Here is a 16,625-nt window from a genome sequence, read left to right on the forward strand (position 1 = left end):
CCCCCCCCCCCCCCCTCCCCCCCCCCCCCCCCCCCCCCCCCCCCCCCCCCCCCCCCCCCCCCCCCCCCCCCCCCCACCGCTCAGGGGGTGTGCCGGACGGCGTTGGCGAGGATCGCGTCGCGCATGTAGGCGGCGAGGCCTGGCCTCGCGGCGTCGATGTTTCGCGTGAAACGTTCGTCCGAGACGTACATCTCGCCCAGGCAGGTGTGCATCTCGTACCCGCAGTCGTAGTGGTTGCGGGCGATCCCCTGCCGGTGGTCCTCGGCGGTGTCCATGGCCGCCTCGGAGTCGGCGGGCTCACCGGCGTCCATCAGGGCGACGAAGCGCCGGGTCAGCTCGTCGGCCTCGTTCTGGATGCGCTGCCAGTCCTCCTTGGTGTACGAGGCGGTCTTCTCCTTGGACTGGCGGTAGGCGTCGGTGTCGCCCCAGCGCTCCTGGACCTCCTCCTCGTACTGGTCGGGGTCGAAGTCGCCGAAGACCTCGAACTTCTCCTCGGGCGTGAGGTTGATGCCCATGCTGCGTGCCTCCATGGCGTGCTCCACGGCCGCCGCCATCTCCTCCAGCCTCTTGATCCGGGCGGTCAGCAGCTCGTGCTGGCGGCGCAGGTGCGCGCGCGGGTCCGCGGCCGGGTCGTCGAGCAGGACGGCGACCTCGTCGAGCGGGAAGCCGAGCTCCCGGTAGAACAGGATCTGCTGCAGCCGGTCGAGGTCCGCGTCACCGTAGCGCCGGTGGCCCGCGTGGCTGCGCTCGCTCGGTACGAGCAGGCCGATGTCGTCGTAGTGGTGCAGGGTGCGCACCGTCACTCCGGCGAAGCCGGCGACCTGTCCCACGGAGTAGCTCACTTCCGCTCCCTTCTCTGACGCCCTTCACGGTGCCTCCTCACGTGACGTGAGGTGCAAGTCCGGTGCGGTCCCGGGTGCCGGACCGTGACTGCCCCGCCTTGCGCGGCGTCCGGCGCCGGTGTCCCCCGTGTCCCCCGTCGGAGCTACCCGGAGCTGTCCACTCGGGGGTGATTCGCAGGAGTCGGCATTCTCGTAGCGTTCTTGGCAGGTCGCGGAAGGCGCGCGGCGGATGCCCTACGGAGGTCACCATGAGTACGACGCGCATCGCGTTGCCCCAGCCCACACGCCAAAAGGCCGGCCGCTTCTTCCGGTCTCCCCTCGGCTGGATGCTGACCGGGATCGTGGGTGTGGGCCTGGCGTCCAGCCTGGTCGCGGTGGGCGGGGTGGTCGCCGTCGTGGGTGCGGCCGTGGCGGTTGTCATCTACTGGGCGGTCATGCGCCACGTCGCCGGGCGGGACGTACCGGAGATCGCGAAGTCGGGGTCCGTGGTCCAGGCGTTGTCCGGTGTCGCGATCGGCTTCGTTCTCATCACCGTGTCGATGCTCACGCTCCTCACCGAGTTCTCGTTCGACGAGCGGCCCGGTAACGGCCTGTCGATCGTGGCGAGCATGGCCGCGATGCAGGTCGGCGCCGCCGTGACCGAGGAACTGCTCTTCCGCGGCCTCGCCCTCCAGGCACTGGAGAAGCTGTGCGGCAGCTGGGCGGCCCTGGCGCTCACCGCGGCGCTGTTCGGCGGACTGCACGCGGCCAACCCGGGCGCCACACTGTGGAGTTCGACCGCGATCGCCATCGAGGCCGGCGTCCTCCTCGGAGCCGCGTTCCTGTGGACGCGCAACATCTGGTTCGTCGTGGGCCTGCACTTCGCCTGGAACACCGCCCTGGGCCTGATCGGCATCCCCGTCTCCGGCCACGCCTCGGAGGGCCTGATGACCACCACTCCGACCGGCCCCGACCTGGTGACCGGCGGAGACTTCGGCCTGGAGGCGTCGATCGTGCCCGTCATCATCAGCGTGCTGATCGCGATCCCCATGCTCATCGCCGCCCACCGGCGCGGCAACCTGATACCCATGCGCCGCGGGCACCGCTGACACCCGGTGCCCTCCGACCACGAGATCTCGCCCCGCTCACCTACGAGCGGTGGCGAGATTCTCGTACCCTGCGCGCTGGACATGAGCCAATCGTCGACCGGCGCGTCAAGGGCCGGGCCCCGGACGCGATCGACCGCGTACGTCAGCGGGCGGTCAGGAGGGGAACTCGCCGCTCCTGACCGCCGTGACGAAGGCCGACCAGGCCGGGGCGGGGACGATTACCGCGGGGCCGTGGGGGTTCTTCGAGTCGCGTACGGGGACGCCAGAGGGAAAGCGGTCCAACACCTCAAGACAGCTGCCCTGGTCGGGCCCGCTGTACGACGATGTGCGCCACCCGGTCGCTATGGACGCATCCGGCATGCTGTGCTCAGTCATGGTGTCCGTAGTCCTTCGCTGTCGCTCTCATGAGGGCCAGTGACTCACGCTGAGGCAGGGCGTCACCCAGCGCAAGATCGTAAGTGTCCCGGAACCGCTCGACCATCGCCGGGGAATCATGCACTACGCCCGTGTGCAAACCCTCGACGTAGGCCACTGGCGGCTGGTCTTCGAACCCCATGAGGGTCAGCATGTTTTGCAGCAGCGGGTGGGCACCCAGGCCGAAGGGCATCACGTGCACACGGACGCGATTCGCCTCGGCCAAGCGAACAACGTGCATGATCTGCTCCGCCATGACTTCCGCCCCACCAACCGGCCGACGCAGCACGGCCTCATCCAGCAGGGCCCACACTACGGGCGTCACCGGATCTGCCAGGATCTCCGCCCGCTCCAGCCGTGTGACAACGGCCCTGTCACATTCCTCTTCCCCCAGAGGAGGGAAGGCAACGCCCAGAACCGCACGCATGTACCTTTCCGTTTGGAGGATGCCTGGCACATAGGACAGAGCGAACTCACGGATCATCGTGGCTTGCTGCTCGAACGCTCGCGCCGCTTCGAAGTGGTCGGCGACTGCGCGATCGTTCTGTGGCAGGAAACTGCTCAGCACATTCCCCGTGCCCAACGCGTTGTCCAGCCGTCGTGCGTCCTCCCGCGACGGGACCCGGCGTCCCGCCTCGATATGCGCGATGTGCGTTCGAGTCATGACCGCCGCCTCGGCCAACTGCTGCTGCGTCAGCCCCGCCGCCTCGCGCTGCTCCTTGAGCCAGTCGCCGTAGTTGGTGCCCACGAGATCAACTCCTTTGTGACAAATGCGCTGTCACTACCAGCCCCCTGGCGAGCCTAATCCCGACCGTCTCACTCTGTATGTCGATCGCTACAGAACGCGACATCGGTCACGGAGTCATACATGCTCGGTCTCATCGCCCGCCTCTTGGAACCACTGCTCAGCCTTGTCGCCCCTGGTACGGGACGACGCCGGCTCGACGCACGGGACGGATACGACCCTCCGCTCCCGCCCGTCGAGGGCCCGGCCCCACGGCAGTTCGGCACACGTCCTCTTCGCGGTGAGGACCACAACCTCGTTCGCCCCTACGTCATCGCGCACGAGCGCCGAGAACAGGAACGGCGTCGACAAGCCCGACGCCGTTCCCTGCTGATCGCCCCACAGGGGGTCCACCTGCCCCCGCGCCCGTACCCGACGCACTGCCTGGGACTGACCGCATGACACACCACGCCCCCACCCCCGCCCGACTCCTGCCCTGGGCAGGACCCGAGGGAAAGCCCTGCTATCTCCTGACCGACGGCAGCGGCCCGCTCTCCCGAGCCGCCGACACCGTCGAAAGCGTCCAACTCGGCATGGCCGGCGACCTCCTCGACCACGTGGCCGACATGCTGGACGACCCGGACGTGACGTCCGGACAGCTCCGCTACGTCCTTGCCCGCATGAGCGAGGCCCTGACCGACGTGAGGCGGATCGCGGAGAGCAGAGGTGCCCGGCTCCTCGCGCACGCGGACGCCAGGGCGGGGCGCTGACGTCCCCGCGCTCACCGGCTGAGCCGCGCGAACCTCCCCACCGCCAGCGGGAAGAACACCGCGAGCAGGGCCAGGGGCCAGGCGATCGCCGCCCATACGTGGCCGGACTCGCCGCCGGGGCCGCCGAAGAGGTCGCGGACGGCCGTGGCGGTCTGGGACATCGGGTTCCACTCGACGACCGTGCCCAGCCAGCCGGGCATGGAGTCGGGCGTGGCGAAGGCGTTGGAGAGGAAGCCGACCGGCCAGACCAGGATCTGCACCGCCTGCACCATTTCGGGCTTGCCCGCCACCAGGGCCAGGAAAATGCCGATCCACAGCATGGCGAACCGGAAGAGCAGCAGCAGGCCCACCGCGCCCAGGAAGGCACCCGGACCGCCGTCGGCCCGCCAGCCGAGCGCGTACCCGACCGAGATCAGCACGGTGAGACCGAGCGCCGACTGGAGCATGTCGGCGACCGAACGGCCCACCAGGACCGCCCCGTTGGCCATCGGCAGCGAGCGGAAGCGGTCGACGACACCCTTGTCGAGATCCCGGGTGACGGCGATCATCGTGCCCTCCAGGCCGAAGGCCATGGTGAGGGCCAGCATGCCGGGTACCAGATAGTCGACGTAGTCGCCGCTCACGCCCCGGCCGCCGCCGACCAGGTAGCCGAACATCAGCAGCAGCATGACCGGGAAGACCAGGTTGACGACGACCGTGACCGGCTGCCGCCCCCAGCGGGCCAGCTCCCGGAGGGTCATGGTCCACGAGTCGGTCAGGGCGTGCGCCATGGGGGTCGTGCCGGTGTTCGTGCTGGTTCCGGTACTCACGCTGATGCTCACACGGTCTCCTTCGTGCGGTCGGTGAGGTGCAGGAACACCTCGTCCAGGGTCGGGCGGCGCAGGGCCACGTCCTCCGCTTCCAGACCGGCCTCCTCCAGCGCCCGTACGACGCCGGAGAGCGCCGCCATGCGGTCGGTTACCGGCGCGCTGAGCAGCCGGCGGTCGGGGTCGACGCGGACGCCGGTGAGCGGCAGCAGGGCGGCCGCGGCGCCCAGTCGGCCGGCGTCGCGCAGGACGACGTCGACGCGGTCGCCGCCGGTGGCGGCCTTCAGTTCGTCCGCCGTGCCGTCGGCGACCACCCGGCCGGCGTCGACGACCGAGATGCGGTCGGCGAGCTGGTCGGCCTCCTCCAGGTACTGGGTGGTCAGGAGTACCGTCGTGCCGCCGCCGACCAGGGAGCGGACCGAGTCCCACACCTCGGCGCGGCCGCGCGGGTCGAGGCCGGTGGTCGGTTCGTCCAGGAAGAGCACCTCCGGTTCGGTGATCAGGGACGCGGCGAGGTCCAGGCGGCGCCGCATGCCTCCGCTGTAGGCGCTGACCGGCTTGCGTCCCGTGTCCGTGAGGTCGAAGCGCGCCAGGAGTTCGTCGGCACGCGCGCGTGCCCGCCGGGCGCCCAGGTGGTGGAGGCGGCCGAACATCTCCAGGTTCTGCCGGCCGCCGAGTTCCTCGTCGAGCGCCGCGTGCTGGCCGAGCAGGCCGATGCGCAGCCGTACGGCGTACGGGTCGGTCACGACGTCGTGCCCGGCCACCGCGACCCGGCCCGCGTCGGGCCGCAGCAGGGTCGACAGGACCCGGACGAGCGTCGTCTTGCCCGCGCCGTTGGGACCCAGTACGCCGTGCACCGTGCCGCGCGTGACCGTGAGGTCGAGTCCGTCCAGCGCGTTCTTGCTGCCGTACCTCTTGCGTGCCCGTTCGACGGTGATCGCTGCGTCGGCCACTGCACCTCCCGGTTAGTCAAACTTGACTACTTGCCCAGGACCGTATCCCCGTCGAAGGGTTTAGTCAAACTTGATTAGCCGAAGTTTTCCGACCGGCCTCCGTTGCCGGTCAGTCGCGGTCTTCGGAGTGCCGCTCCCGCGTCGCGTACGGGTTCTGCTCGCCCTCCCCCAGGACGCCGACGAACGGCTCGCCCTCCCCGGCGAACGTGTACGCGCCGCCGCGGATGCGCTCGATGAGCGCGCGGGTCCACTCGGCGCCGGTGTCGGCGGAGTGCACCCAGAGGTTCATGATCTCGCCGATGTGGCCGAGCTGCCCGGGGCCGGCCTCGGGCGTGTAGTACTCGGTGACGGACTTGCGCCACTGCCGGATGGCCCGGACCCGCTCCTCCAGGAGGGCGAGCACCTCCTCGCGCTCCAGGTCGACCATCAGGCCGAGTCCCGCGGAGAGCACGTCCGGCTTCTGGTCGTAGGCGGTGAGGGACGCGCGGAGGAGGCCGAAGTACTCCTCCGCGCCCCGCTCCGTGATCTCGTACTCCGTGCGCGGCGGGCCGCCGGCGGTCGACGGGGCGATCTCGTGGGCGTGCAGCAGGCCCTGCTTGGCCATCTGCTTCAGCGCGTGGTAGATCGAACCGGGCTTGGCGTTGGACCACTCGTGCGCGCCCCAGTACTCCAGGTCGTTGCGCACCTGGTAACCGTGGGCCCGCCCGTGCTGGCGGACCGCTCCGAGCACGAGGAGACGGATCACTGACATGGGCCCAGGTTAGGCCGCGACCGGTCATCCGGAGGAGCTGCCCTGCTCCTTCGCCATCAGGTCCCAGGCCGAGGCGCCGTCCAGCGATTCGCGGATGATGTCGGCGTGGCCTGCGTGCCGGGCCGTCTCCCGGATCAGGTGCAGACAGAGCCAGCGCATCGAGACGCGCTCGTCCGGCGGGAACCAGGGATCGTCCGGCAGCGGGAAGGTGTCGTCGAGGCTGGACACCGAGCGGACGAACGCCTCCGTCCCGGCGGCGACCTTCTCCCAGTACGCCAGCTGCGAGGCGACCGTCTCGTCGCCGACCAGGACGAAGCACTCGTGCCAGTTCGACTCGTCCCGCGCGACGGCCGGCGGCTCCTGCTTCGCGCGGGCGATCCAGCCCTGCTCGACCTCGGCGACGTGCTTGATCAGTCCGGCCAGGGACAGTTCACCGGCGGTGGGCCGGGACGCCGCCTGCTCGTCCGTCAGGCCCAGCACCGAGCGCCGGATGCCGCCGCGCTGCTCCGCCAGGAAGGAGAGCAGCGCTCCGCGCTCGTCGCCCTGCGCTTCGGGTCGCACGTGAGTGACCATGACGGGCCGCCTTTCGTCGGGTCCGGGGGCCTTTCCCCCGACACCGACGAAGCTACGGGCCCTTGCGGTCAGCCTCTGTCCGCAAGGGCCCGTCCGGAGAGGAGAGACTCAGAACGGGAACCCGCTCCGGCCGTGCTGCACCGAGATCCACTTCTGTGTGGTGAAGGCGTCCAGCATGGTGTCGCCGTTGAGGCGGCCGACGCCGGAGTGCTTCTCGCCGCCGAAGGGCACGATCGGCTCGTCGTGCACGGTCCCGTCGTTCACGTGGAACATGCCGGTGTCGATCTGCTTGGCGAAGTTGACGCCGCGCTCGATGTTCCCGGTGTGCACGGCGCCGCTCAGGCCGTACGGCGTGTCGTTGACGAGGCGTACGGCCTCCTCCTCGCCGTCGAACGGAACGAGGAAGGCGACCGGGCCGAAGACCTCCTGCCGCAGCAGGGCGGAGTCGGCGGGCAGGCCGGTCAGGACCGACGGCTCGACGAGGTTGTCCGTGGCCGTGCCGCGCACCAGGGCGGTCGCGCCCTCGGCGAGCGCCTGCTCCACGACACCGGACAGGGCGTCCGCCTGCGAGGAGTTGATCACCGGGCCGATGACGGTCGACGGGTCGCGCGGGTCGCCGGCCTTGAGGGTCTTCACCTTGGCGACGAACTTCTCGGTGAACTCGTCGGCGACCGAGCGGTCGACCAGGACACGGTTGGCGGCCATGCAGACCTGGCCCTGGTGGACGTACCGGCTGAAGACCGCGGCGTCGACCGCGTAGTCGACGTCGGCGTCGTCGAGGACCACCAGGGCGCTGTTGCCGCCGAGTTCGAGGACCGAGCGCTTGAAGTTCGCGGCGCAGACGGTGGCCACGTGGCGGCCGACCGTGTCGGAGCCGGTGAAGGAGATCACCTTCGGGACCGGGTGCTCCAGGAAGGCGTCGCCTATCTCCGCGATGTCGGTGACGACGACGTTGAGCAGGCCGCCCGGCAGGCCGGCGTCCTCGAAGAGCTTCGCGATCAGGGTGCCGCCGACGACCGGCGTGTTCTGGTGCGGCTTGAGGACGACGGCGTTGCCGAGGGCGAGGGCCGGGGCGACCGACTTCAGGGAGAGGAGGAAGGGGAAGTTGAAGGGGCTGATGACGCCCACGACACCGACCGGCACCCGGTAGACGCGGTTCTCCTTGCCGTCGACCGGGGACGGGATGATCCTGCCCTCGGGCGCCAGCGACAGGTGCACCGCCTCGCGCAGGAACTCCTTGGCGAGGTGCAGCTCGAAGGCGGCCTTCAGGCGGGTGCCGCCCAGCTCCGCGGTGATCGCCTCACTGATCTCCGCCTCGTGGTCCTCGACCAGGCGGAGCACCTTCTCGAACACCGCGCGGCGCGCGTACGGGTTCGTCGCCGCCCACTGCTTCTGCGCGCGCTCGGCCGCCCGGTAGGCGGTGTCGACCTCGTCGACGGTGGCTATGGTGATCGAGGCCAGCTTCTCGTTGTCGTACGGGTTGAAGTCGATGATGTCCCAGGAGCCGGTGCCCGGGCGCCACTCGCCGTCGATGTACTGCTGGGCGAGGTCGGTGAAGTACGACGACATGTGATCCCTCAATCCCCTAGCTGCCGCAGCCGCCGCGAGCGAGCCGCCTGATTGAGCGTCATCGTACTTATGTTTCAGGAGAGTTGGAGGAGTCCCCGCAGGAGGTCGCGGCTCTCGTCCGGCCCCGGGCTGTCCTGCTGGAGCTCCTTCAGCGCCGTCTCGTACTGGGTGACGTCCTCGGGCTTGTCCAGGTACAGCGCGCTGGTGAGCTGCTCCAGGTACACGACGTCCGACAGGTCGGACTCGGGGAAGCTGAGGATCGTGAACGCGCCACTCTCGCCGGAGTGCCCGCCGAAGCCGAACGGCATGATCTGCAGCCGTACGTTGGGGCGTTCGGACATCTCGATCAGGTGCTGGAGCTGGCCGCGCATCACCTCGCGGTCGCCGTACGGGCGGCGCAGCGCGGCCTCGTCCAGGACGATGTGGAACTCGGGGGCGTTCTCGGCGACGAGGTGTTTCTGCCGCTCCAGGCGCAGCGCCACCCGCCGTTCGACGTCCGCCTCGCCGGCGCCCTTCATGCCGCGCCGGACGACCGCGCGGGCGTACTCCTCGGTCTGGAGCAGGCCGTGCACGAACTGCACCTCGTACACGCGGATGAGTGCGGCCGCGCCCTCCAGGCCCACGTAGGTGGGGAACCAGCTGGGCAGGACGTCGGAGTAACTGTGCCACCACCCGGCGACGTTGGCCTCCTTGGCCAGGGACAGCAGCGAGGCGCGCTCCTGCTCGTCCGTGATGCCGTACAACGTCAGCAGGTCCTCGACGTCCCTCGTCTTGAAGCTCACCCGGCCCAACTCCATCCGGCTGATCTTCGATTCCGAGGCGCGGATCGAGTAGCCCGCCGCCTCCCGCGTGATCCCCCGCGTCTCACGCAGCCGCCTGAGCTGTGATCCGAGCAGCATGCGCCGCACCACCGATCCGGGTTCTCCCGCGCTCACCTTCGCCAGCCTCCCCAACCGTCTCCAGGTGCCGAAGTCTGCCACTAAAACACTCCGAGCAGTACTCGCCCGGTTACGGAAACGGAATCGAGCCAGAGGGAGCGCGCAGGATCATGCACGGAGGGGGCGGAAAGCGGTCGCCGAGCGAGGTGAAGGAGAGACGAAGAAGGCGGAAAAATTGACCAACAAGCGGTACGGGCAGGTCCATTTCGGTCACGTGCACGTGCATCTGCCCTTGCATCTGCGGTACGCATCGGAAACCATGGTCCCGCACCACCGCGCCGCATCGCTACGACCGCGAATTCCCGGGAGTGCCTCGCATGGGGACGAATGGATCGACCATGCTCGAGCCGTTACGGCAGGGCCTTCCGCCACTCGACCCCGCGGCCGTGTCCAACGCCGCCTCCTGTGCCCTGCCGCCGCGCTACGAAGCGGTGCGCGAGGCCCGGAATTTCACCCGCAGAACTCTCGACGGCTGGGACACGGGTGACCGTTTCGACGACGTCTGCCTGGTGGTATCGGAACTCGTCACCAACGCCCTGCGGCACGCGCTGCCCGCCGACACCCCGCGGCACGGCGAGCAGAACGGCCCCGTCCGGCTGCATCTGATGCGCTGGACCGAGCGTCTGGTCTGCGCGGTGCGCGACCCCAGCCACGACAGCCCGGTGGCGCGTGAGACGGACGACTTCTCGGCGGAATCCGGCCGGGGGCTGTTCCTCGTCGACTCCTTCAGCGACAGCTGGGGCTGGCACCCGCTCGCCGGGACGCTCAACGGCAAGGTGGTCTGGGCGCTGTTCCGGCTCCGGAAGCCCGACGACATGACGGACCGGCCCGTCTACGAGTGACGGTGACGACGAGCCGCGGCGCCGTTGCGCGGCGCCGCTCCGCGCCGCGGCTCCGGTGTGGCGGCTCGCGTTGACGCGCGGTCGGTTCGCGGCCGGCTTGCGGCCGGTTCGCGGCCGGCTCGCGATCAGTTCGCCCAGTTCGCCATCGGTTTCGCGATCAGTTCGCCCAGTTCGCCATCGGTTTCGCGGTCAGGTCGCGGTTAGCTCGCTGTCGAGTTCGCCCGGTTCGCGATCAGCTCGCGATCAGGTGGTCGAACTCGCCGTCCTTGACGCCCAGCAGCATGGCCTCGATCTCGGCGCGCGTGTAGACGAGCGCGGGACCGTCGGGAAAGCGGGAGTTGCGCACCGCCACGGCACCGTCGGGCAGCCGTGCGAACTCCACGCAGGAACCCTGCGAGTTGCTGTGCCGGCTCTTCTGCCAGGCCGCGTCGTGCAGCTGCGTGGCGGCCATGCCGTTGTACACGTCGTGGTCCACAGGTCGCTCCCCGGTGGTGCACTGGCTGATGTGGCCATTGATGCTGTGGTCAACTGATCCGGATCATAACCCTGTTCCTCGTGCAGATGCATGAGCAAATGCACGTGCACGCGCGGTGCTCCCGTGGTTACAGCCTTGACGGCCGCTCAACTCGGAAGTCCTTGCTCTCTCTGACGCCCGCTCCCAGCAAGTCGTTCCCCGTATGCCCCCGCATTCCAAGAACATGCATCAACATGCAACAAACCGGGGGCCCGCTCGTGAGAGCGAGCCCCCGGCGCGGGGTGGCGCGGATCAGCGCGCGGTGTACGGCAGCAGCGCCATCTCGCGCGCGTTCTTGATCGCCCTGGCCAGTTGCCGCTGCTGCTGGGACGTCACGCGGGTGACGCGGCGGCTGCGGATCTTGCCGCGGTCGGAGATGAACTTCCGCAGCAGGTCGGTGTCCTTGTAGTCGATGTACGTCACTCCGGCCTGGTCCAAGGGGTTGGGCCGTTGCCTGGCAGACCTGCCGTCACTCTTGCGGTCGCTCTTGCGGGGCATGGGGTTCAGACCTCCAGGAGGGTGTCGAAGGCGGGCGGCAGCCGCTCCCAGGCGGCCTGCCCGGCGGCGTACTCGGCGTCGGTCAGCAGGCAGGACTCCAGGAGTCGTTCCAGGCCGTCGCGGTCGAGGCCCGGGGACGTGAAGACCAGGTGCTGGCAGCGGTCGCCGTGCTCGGGGTGCCAGTCCAGCGCGGCGGCGGCGCGGCGCACCGGAGGGACCAGCTCCCAGGCGGCGTCGGGCAGCGACGCGAGCCACGGCCCCGCGCTCTCCACGCACAGGGCCCCGCCCGCGGCGTCCCAGTGCAACAGCGTGTCCCCCTTGCCGGCGAGCCAGAACCGGCCCCGGCTGCGGGCGGCGGCGCAGGTCAGGTCCTCCAGCGCCGCGTACAGCCGCTCCGGGTGGAAGGGGCGGCGCCGGTGCCAGACGAGGGTGGCGACGCCGTGCGCGTCGGCCTCGGCGGGCAGCAGGGCGCAGGCCGGGTGCTGGGCCGCCGCCGCGGCCTCCACGTCGAACCCCGCGAGGGCGGCCCGCGCCAGTTCGGAGGACGCGGGTCCGGAGCCGGAACCGGGGCCGGGGGCGGGTACGGGGCCGGAGGCGGGTACGGGGCCGGAGGCGGGTACGGGGCCGGAGGCGGGTGAGGGCGCGGGGGGTGCGCCCGCCGGGTCACCGTGGCCGATCGGGACCCGGCGGGCCGTCGGATGCAGCTGGGCCAGCAGTTCGCGGTCCTCGTCGTCGGCCTCGGGGGAGCCGGGCGGGGAATCGACGAGGGCGAGGACGGGGGCGTACTCCAGCTGGCGCGCGAAGGTGTCGGCGACGGTGCGCTGGTCGGTGGCCGCGGCGGCGAGGCCGCCCTCGGCGAGGTCGTCGCCGTTGCCGAGGTAGGGCAGTACCAGCGCCGGGTCTACGGCGGTGATCACGCCGGTGACGGTGAAGCCGCCGGCCGTCACCACCTCCGCCATGGCCTTGGGCTCGACGGAGTCCCACAGCTCGACGACCGCCAGCGGGACGCCTCCGGAGTCCGCGAGGCGCTCCAGCTCGGGGACGAGGTCCTCGCGCAGGGCGCAGCAGGCGCAGTCGTTGACCAGGGGCGCCTCACCGGCGGACAGGATGCCGGTGGCGTCCCGGACGGTCCGTACGACCGTGCCCGCGGTGGCCGTCGCCAGGTCGTGGTGGAGGACGACGCTGCCGGGCACGTCGTTCAGCAGCCGGGCCACGGCCGCCCTGCGGGCGTCGGCGTGCAGCCCGCCGACGATCGCCACCGGCAGGGCCGGGCGGTCCGGCCCGCTCATGCCCCGCCCTGCTTCCCGTACCGCCGCTCGAAGCGCTCCACGCGGCCGGCCGTGTCCAGGACGCGGGCGGTGCCGGTGTAGAAGGGGTGGCTGACGTTCGAGATCTCGACGTCGACGACCGGATAGGTGTGGCCGTCCTCCCACTCGATGGTGCGCTCGCTGGTCATGGTCGAGCGGGTGAGGAAGGCGTAGTCCGCGGCGCGGTCGCGGAAGACGACCGGACGGTACTCGGGGTGGATTCCCTTGCGCATGGCGGGTCAGCGCTCCTCTCGGAAGTCGACGTGGCGGCCGGCGACCGGGTCGTACTTGCGCAGGGTCAGCCGGTCCGGGTCGTTGCGGCGGTTCTTGCGGGTGACGTAGGTGAAGCCGGTCCCGGCGGTGGACCGGAGTTTGATGACCGGACGGAGTTCGTTGCGTGCCATGGCTGCCATCTTACTGAAAATGAATTCCATTAACAGCTAGGGGTCGTACGACCCGAAGGAGAGGTACGTCACCGTGTCCGCCCACTGCATGCTGACCGGCACCCGGCCCGGCTTCGGCAACCGCATCTCCCACTCCCACCGGCGGACCTCCCGCCGCTTCGACCCCAACATCCAGACCAAGCGCTACTGGCTGCCGAGCGAGGGCCGGCACGTACGGCTGCGGCTGAGCACGAAGGCGATCAAGACGGTGGACGCGATCGGCGTCGAGGCGGCCGTGGCGCGCATCCGCGCGCGCGGAGTGAAGATCTGAAGGACCGAGGGACCGATGGCGAAGAAGAGCAAGATCGCGAAGAACGAGCAGCGGCAGGAGACCGTCGCGCGGTACGCCGCGCGCCGGGCCGAACTGAAGGAGATCATCCGCAAGCCGTCCTCGACGGCGGCCGAACGGCTCGCCGCCCAGGAGGAACTGCGCAGGCAGCCCCGCGACGCGAGCCCCACGCGCGTACGCAACCGCGACCAGATCGACGGTCGACCGCGCGGCTACTTCCGCGCCTTCGGGCTGTCCCGGGTGAACCTGCGCGGGCAGGCACACGCCGGGCATCTGCCGGGAGTCCGCAAGTCGTCCTGGTAGGCCGCCCTGGCGTGACTTGCTGGTAACTTGCGGCTGTCCTGGGGCCACTGTCCTGGGTCCGACCCGGCCGTCCGGCTACAGCTTGGAGCTTGCGGTGACGTTGGTGACTGCGGAGAGCACGGCGAGTACGGCAAGCACGGCGAGTACGGCAAGCACGGCGAGTACGGCAAGCACGGCTGCAGGTGCGCGCGAACCGCGCCGGCGGACGGCCCGTCGGCCCGTGCGGGCCGCCGCCGTGGCCGCCGTGGCCGTCGGGCTGGTGGGCGCGCTGACGCTGACCGCCTGCACCGGTGGAGGTGACTCCGACGACGGTGGCACGGGCGGTGGTGACAGGTCCTCGGCCGCGCCCAGCGCGACCGCGAGCGCCGACACGGGCGGTGGCAGCGGCGACGGCGGCAGCGGCAGCGGCGGGTCGCCGTCCGCGACCGCGGGCGAACTGGAGGGCAGTTGGCTGGCCACCACCGACGGCCAGGCCGTCGCGCTGATGGTCAACGGCGGCAAGGCCGCCCTCTTCGCCACGGGCGGGACCGTGTGCAGTGGCACCGCCGGCGAGGACTCCGGCACCCGGACGATCCGCCTGACGTGCACCGACGGCAGCGACGACCGGGCGACGGGTACCGTCGAGTCGGTCGACGGGGCATCACTCAAGGTGGCGTGGCAGGGCGGCGTCGGCAAGGAGACGTACACCAGGTCGGAGGGCGGGTCCCCACCACCCGGTCTGCCGACCGCCGGTCTCGGATCCTGAACGGAACGCGGACGGCCGCAGCCGACGCACGCACTGCCGTAGCCGAGGCACGCACGACCGCAGCCGACGCACGCACTGCCGTAGCCGAGGCACGCACGACCGCAGCCGAGGCACGCACTGCCGCAGACAACGAACGCACGGCCGCAGAAAACGCATGCACGGCCGCAGAAAACGCAGGGGCGCCCGTCAACGCGGCACGGGCGCCCTCGCCCGGGAGACGTCTGACGTCTAGGGCAGTGGTCGCCGGCGGCCGACCCGGGCGTGGTCGGCCGCCCGGGTCCCCTCCGTCCAGCCCGCCGCGTCGGCGGCGCCGCGCAGGCGGGTCGTCGTCGTCTCCGGGAACATGCGCTCCAGGCGGTCGGTGACCGCGACCTCACGGGAGGCGAGGACCGGCAGGAGGTCCACGTCGGCAGCCGTGCCGGCCCCGGCGGTGGCCGATTCCGCCACTGCCCGGAGCCGGGTGCCCGCGCGGTGGGCGTAGGCGGCGAGGAACGACTGACGGAAGGTCTTGGTCCGCTTGCGCCCGCCGGCCCGCTGCGCCGCCTCCGCCTTCGCCATCGCCGCCTCGGCCTGCACCAGCAGCGAGGTGTAGAGGAGTTCGACCGCCTCCAGGTCGGCCTCGAAGCCGACGACGGTGGAGAAGCCGAGGGGTTCGTTCCACACGGCCCGGCAGTGGTTGGCGTCGGCCACCGCGTCCAGCAGCACCGCCTTGGCCTGCTCGTACGGCGGCTCCACCCCGATCCGGCAGGCCCCCGGGGCGTCGGGGGAGGGCGCGTGCGCCGACAGCAGCGCCTCGTCGACGCTGTGCCGGGCCATCAGCTCCTGCGCCTTCGCGCTGAGCGCCTCCGCCTCCTCCGGATACCCGGTCGCCTCCGCCTTGGCGAGCAGCGCGCGGATGCGGGCGAGGGTGCGGGACTCGGGCCGGCTCTCCCGGCGGAGCCCCTCACCCGGCTCCCCCGCCTCCAAGGGCTCCAGGGCGGGCAGGCGCAGCAGCAGGCGGTACAGCTCCAGTACGGCCGTGGCGTGCGAGAAACGGTCGGTGCGGGGCGGCGCCTGCCCCGGCACGTCGGCGAGCTGCGCGGCCCAGCGGGGGCCTCGCGGACGGTCCCGCGGGGCCTGGGCGCGGATCAGCGCCGCCACCAGCCGTACGTGGACGTCGTCCAGCTCGCGCCGCACGATCCGTACGAGGTCGGCGGGCTGCCAGCCGCGCCGCCAGGCGGTCGCCACGAACTCCTCACCCCGCCGGGCGAGTTCCGCGTCGGCCGCCGGGTCGGCCGCGAGCAGCGAGGCGGCGGTGTCGAGGGCGTCGTCTGCGGCGTCGTACAGGGCGGTCTCGAAGGCACGGTCGACGGTGCGGGGCGTACTCACCCGGCGATGGTGCCACGGCCGCCCGGCCCGCTCTCACACGCCGGGAAATGACTGTCAACCGTCGGTTGACAGCACAGGGGGTGCAACCTACGGTTGACACATGACGACGAACCCGAGCATCACGTCATCCGTACGCCTCGACGAACTCATCACCGCGATCAAGAAGGTGCACCCGGAGCCGCTCGAACAGCTCCAGGACGCCGTCATCGCCGGCGAGCACCTCGGCGAAGTGGCCGATCACCTCATCGGACACTTCGTGGACCAGGCCCGTCGTTCGGGCGCGTCCTGGACGGACATCGGCAGGAGCATGGGCGTCACCCGGCAGGCGGCGCAGAAGCGGTTCGTGCCCAAGGAGTCCGCCGACCTGGACGCGAGCCAGGGCGCCAGCCGCTACACCCCCCGCGCGCGCGGCGTCGTGATGGCCGCCCAGAACTCGGCCAAAACCGCCGGCTCCGCCGAGCGCCTGCCCGAACACCTCGTCCTCGGCCTGCTCACCGAACACGGGGGCCTCGCCGCCAAGGCGATCGCCGCGCAGGGCGTGACCCTCGACGCGGTCCACGCGGCGGCGACCGCGGCACTCCCGCCCGCCGCCGCGGAGGTCCCGGAACCGGCGCCCTACAGCCCCGCGGCCAAGAAGGTCCTCGAACTCACCTTCCGCGAGGCCCTGCGCCTCGGCCACAACTACATCGGCACCGAGCACATCCTGCTGGCCCTGCTGGAGCACGAGCACGGCGAGGGCGTGCTCAGCGGGCTCGGCCTCGACAAGGAGGCCACCGAGCGCTATGTCACCGAGGCGCTGGCGGAGTTCATCAAAATGACCGAGGGGAAGGAGCCCGGGCAGGGAGAGGGCTGAGGCCCCGCAGGAGAAGGCTGAGGCCGGGGCAGAAG

The 16,625-nt window shown here is 70.9% G+C and carries 22 protein-coding genes; 7 read left to right on the plus strand and 15 right to left on the minus strand.

Annotated elements, in window-relative coordinates; translation table 11 throughout:
* Nucleotides 1–80: 80 nt before the first annotated feature.
* The gene (locus ACZ7G3_RS13785; RefSeq protein ID WP_470925523.1) at nt 81–842 is read right to left on the minus strand and encodes a MerR family transcriptional regulator; all 762 of its coding nucleotides are present in this window, start codon (nt 840–842) and stop codon (nt 81–83) included.
* Between the two features lie 248 nt (nt 843–1,090).
* On the opposite strand from ACZ7G3_RS13785, the gene ACZ7G3_RS13790 reads away from it, so the two are divergent.
* A complete protein-coding gene (locus ACZ7G3_RS13790) occupies nt 1,091–1,930 on the plus strand; it encodes a lysostaphin resistance A-like protein (protein WP_470925526.1) in 840 nt (279 codons plus the stop codon).
* 153 nt (nt 1,931–2,083) lie between these two features.
* Here ACZ7G3_RS13790 and ACZ7G3_RS13795 read toward each other — a convergent pair whose 3' ends face one another.
* Complete coding sequence (locus tag ACZ7G3_RS13795) at nt 2,084–2,305, minus strand: DUF397 domain-containing protein (RefSeq protein ID WP_426523872.1); 222 nt, start codon at nt 2,303–2,305, stop codon at nt 2,084–2,086.
* Nucleotides 2,298–3,092, minus strand: a complete 795-nt coding sequence (locus ACZ7G3_RS13800; protein ID WP_426601269.1) for a helix-turn-helix domain-containing protein — start codon at nt 3,090–3,092, stop codon at nt 2,298–2,300. Before ACZ7G3_RS13800 ends, ACZ7G3_RS13795 begins: the two co-directional genes overlap by 8 nt.
* Nucleotides 3,093–3,526: 434 nt before the next feature.
* On the opposite strand from ACZ7G3_RS13800, the gene ACZ7G3_RS13805 reads away from it, so the two are divergent.
* Entirely contained in the window at nt 3,527–3,838 is a 312-nt protein-coding gene (locus tag ACZ7G3_RS13805) for a hypothetical protein (protein ID WP_470925531.1), read from the plus strand.
* A gap of 11 nt (nt 3,839–3,849) precedes the next feature.
* On the opposite strand, the gene ACZ7G3_RS13810 is transcribed toward ACZ7G3_RS13805, so the two are convergent.
* The 6 genes from ACZ7G3_RS13810 to ACZ7G3_RS13835 all read right to left on the minus strand — a co-directional run bounded on the left by ACZ7G3_RS13810 (nt 3,850) and on the right by ACZ7G3_RS13835 (nt 9,389).
* Nucleotides 3,850–4,608 carry an ABC transporter permease gene (locus ACZ7G3_RS13810; protein ID WP_470925800.1) on the minus strand — a complete coding sequence of 253 codons (759 nt, stop codon included), beginning with the start codon at nt 4,606–4,608 and terminating at the stop codon, nt 3,850–3,852.
* A 47-nt stretch (nt 4,609–4,655) separates the two neighbouring features.
* A complete protein-coding gene (locus ACZ7G3_RS13815; protein ID WP_470925533.1) occupies nt 4,656–5,597 on the minus strand; it encodes an ATP-binding cassette domain-containing protein in 942 nt (313 codons plus the stop codon).
* A gap of 109 nt (nt 5,598–5,706) precedes the next feature.
* Nucleotides 5,707–6,348: a PadR family transcriptional regulator gene (locus ACZ7G3_RS13820; RefSeq protein ID WP_470925535.1), complete on the minus strand. Its 642-nt coding sequence runs from the start codon at nt 6,346–6,348 to the stop codon at nt 5,707–5,709.
* A gap of 24 nt (nt 6,349–6,372) precedes the next feature.
* On the minus strand, nt 6,373–6,921 hold the full coding sequence (locus ACZ7G3_RS13825) for a DinB family protein (protein WP_470925537.1): 549 nt from the start codon (nt 6,919–6,921) through the stop codon (nt 6,373–6,375).
* 108 nt (nt 6,922–7,029) lie between these two features.
* Complete coding sequence (locus ACZ7G3_RS13830) at nt 7,030–8,490, minus strand: aldehyde dehydrogenase family protein (RefSeq protein WP_470925539.1); 1,461 nt, start codon at nt 8,488–8,490, stop codon at nt 7,030–7,032.
* 74 nt (nt 8,491–8,564) lie between these two features.
* Nucleotides 8,565–9,389 carry a helix-turn-helix domain-containing protein gene (locus ACZ7G3_RS13835; protein WP_426601330.1) on the minus strand — a complete coding sequence of 275 codons (825 nt, stop codon included), beginning with the start codon at nt 9,387–9,389 and terminating at the stop codon, nt 8,565–8,567.
* A gap of 356 nt (nt 9,390–9,745) precedes the next feature.
* On the opposite strand from ACZ7G3_RS13835, the gene ACZ7G3_RS13840 reads away from it, so the two are divergent.
* Nucleotides 9,746–10,270, plus strand: coding sequence for an ATP-binding protein (locus ACZ7G3_RS13840; RefSeq protein WP_470925541.1), 525 nt, complete (start codon nt 9,746–9,748; stop codon nt 10,268–10,270).
* Nucleotides 10,271–10,502: 232 nt separating this feature from the next.
* Here ACZ7G3_RS13840 and ACZ7G3_RS13845 read toward each other — a convergent pair whose 3' ends face one another.
* The 5 genes from ACZ7G3_RS13845 to rpmG form a co-directional block, all read right to left on the minus strand.
* Nucleotides 10,503–10,745 carry a DUF397 domain-containing protein gene (locus ACZ7G3_RS13845; RefSeq protein ID WP_279564253.1) on the minus strand — a complete coding sequence of 81 codons (243 nt, stop codon included), beginning with the start codon at nt 10,743–10,745 and terminating at the stop codon, nt 10,503–10,505.
* Between the two features lie 291 nt (nt 10,746–11,036).
* Nucleotides 11,037–11,282 (minus strand): 30S ribosomal protein S18, encoded by a 246-nt coding sequence (gene rpsR / locus ACZ7G3_RS13850; protein WP_426601276.1) that lies wholly within the window; start codon nt 11,280–11,282, stop codon nt 11,037–11,039.
* Between the two features lie 5 nt (nt 11,283–11,287).
* The gene (locus tag ACZ7G3_RS13855) at nt 11,288–12,571 is read right to left on the minus strand and encodes a CobW family GTP-binding protein (protein WP_470925544.1); all 1,284 of its coding nucleotides are present in this window, start codon (nt 12,569–12,571) and stop codon (nt 11,288–11,290) included.
* Complete coding sequence (locus tag ACZ7G3_RS13860; RefSeq protein ID WP_470925546.1) at nt 12,568–12,822, minus strand: type B 50S ribosomal protein L31; 255 nt, start codon at nt 12,820–12,822, stop codon at nt 12,568–12,570. The genes ACZ7G3_RS13855 and ACZ7G3_RS13860 overlap by 4 nt, the downstream gene beginning before the upstream one ends.
* 6 nt (nt 12,823–12,828) lie before the next feature.
* On the minus strand, nt 12,829–12,993 hold the full coding sequence (gene rpmG / locus ACZ7G3_RS13865) for a 50S ribosomal protein L33 (RefSeq protein ID WP_044382365.1): 165 nt from the start codon (nt 12,991–12,993) through the stop codon (nt 12,829–12,831).
* Between the two features lie 73 nt (nt 12,994–13,066).
* Here rpmG and rpmB point away from each other — a divergent pair, with 73 nt between their 5' ends.
* From rpmB to ACZ7G3_RS13880, 3 genes are all read left to right on the plus strand, one after another.
* Nucleotides 13,067–13,303 carry a 50S ribosomal protein L28 gene (rpmB, locus tag ACZ7G3_RS13870; RefSeq protein WP_426601279.1) on the plus strand — a complete coding sequence of 79 codons (237 nt, stop codon included), beginning with the start codon at nt 13,067–13,069 and terminating at the stop codon, nt 13,301–13,303.
* 15 nt (nt 13,304–13,318) lie between these two features.
* Nucleotides 13,319–13,624, plus strand: coding sequence for a 30S ribosomal protein S14 (rpsN, locus tag ACZ7G3_RS13875; RefSeq protein ID WP_470925548.1), 306 nt, complete (start codon nt 13,319–13,321; stop codon nt 13,622–13,624).
* A gap of 220 nt (nt 13,625–13,844) precedes the next feature.
* Nucleotides 13,845–14,369, plus strand: coding sequence for a hypothetical protein (locus tag ACZ7G3_RS13880; protein WP_470925549.1), 525 nt, complete (start codon nt 13,845–13,847; stop codon nt 14,367–14,369).
* Between the two features lie 228 nt (nt 14,370–14,597).
* Here the strand turns inward: ACZ7G3_RS13880 and ACZ7G3_RS13885 are convergent, their stop codons facing one another.
* A complete protein-coding gene (locus ACZ7G3_RS13885) occupies nt 14,598–15,737 on the minus strand; it encodes a DUF2786 domain-containing protein (protein WP_470925551.1) in 1,140 nt (379 codons plus the stop codon).
* A 100-nt stretch (nt 15,738–15,837) separates the two neighbouring features.
* Here ACZ7G3_RS13885 and ACZ7G3_RS13890 point away from each other — a divergent pair, with 100 nt between their 5' ends.
* Nucleotides 15,838–16,590, plus strand: a complete 753-nt coding sequence (locus ACZ7G3_RS13890; protein WP_470925553.1) for a Clp protease N-terminal domain-containing protein — start codon at nt 15,838–15,840, stop codon at nt 16,588–16,590.
* The last annotated feature ends 35 nt before the right edge of the window (nt 16,591–16,625 follow it).

The sequence above is a fragment of the Streptomyces sp. NPDC037271 genome (assembly GCF_055603605.1).

Coding starts and splice junctions, on each gene's coding strand:
- rpmG (WP_044382365.1), bottom strand. CDS start 12,993: ATGGCACGCAACGAACTCCGTCCGGTCATCAAACTCCGGTCCACCGCC.
- ACZ7G3_RS13835 (WP_426601330.1), bottom strand. CDS start 9,389: ATGCTGCTCGGATCACAGCTCAGGCGGCTGCGTGAGACGCGGGGGATC.
- rpsR (WP_426601276.1), bottom strand. CDS start 11,282: ATGCCCCGCAAGAGCGACCGCAAGAGTGACGGCAGGTCTGCCAGGCAA.
- ACZ7G3_RS13840 (WP_470925541.1), top strand. CDS start 9,746: ATGGGGACGAATGGATCGACCATGCTCGAGCCGTTACGGCAGGGCCTT.
- ACZ7G3_RS13860 (WP_470925546.1), bottom strand. CDS start 12,822: ATGCGCAAGGGAATCCACCCCGAGTACCGTCCGGTCGTCTTCCGCGAC.
- ACZ7G3_RS13830 (WP_470925539.1), bottom strand. CDS start 8,490: ATGTCGTCGTACTTCACCGACCTCGCCCAGCAGTACATCGACGGCGAG.
- rpsN (WP_470925548.1), top strand. CDS start 13,319: ATGGCGAAGAAGAGCAAGATCGCGAAGAACGAGCAGCGGCAGGAGACC.
- ACZ7G3_RS13795 (WP_426523872.1), bottom strand. CDS start 2,305: ATGACTGAGCACAGCATGCCGGATGCGTCCATAGCGACCGGGTGGCGC.
- ACZ7G3_RS13810 (WP_470925800.1), bottom strand. CDS start 4,608: ATGGCGCACGCCCTGACCGACTCGTGGACCATGACCCTCCGGGAGCTG.
- ACZ7G3_RS13825 (WP_470925537.1), bottom strand. CDS start 6,921: ATGGTCACTCACGTGCGACCCGAAGCGCAGGGCGACGAGCGCGGAGCG.
- ACZ7G3_RS13790 (WP_470925526.1), top strand. CDS start 1,091: ATGAGTACGACGCGCATCGCGTTGCCCCAGCCCACACGCCAAAAGGCC.
- ACZ7G3_RS13820 (WP_470925535.1), bottom strand. CDS start 6,348: ATGTCAGTGATCCGTCTCCTCGTGCTCGGAGCGGTCCGCCAGCACGGG.
- ACZ7G3_RS13855 (WP_470925544.1), bottom strand. CDS start 12,571: ATGAGCGGGCCGGACCGCCCGGCCCTGCCGGTGGCGATCGTCGGCGGG.
- ACZ7G3_RS13890 (WP_470925553.1), top strand. CDS start 15,838: ATGACGACGAACCCGAGCATCACGTCATCCGTACGCCTCGACGAACTC.
- ACZ7G3_RS13805 (WP_470925531.1), top strand. CDS start 3,527: ATGACACACCACGCCCCCACCCCCGCCCGACTCCTGCCCTGGGCAGGA.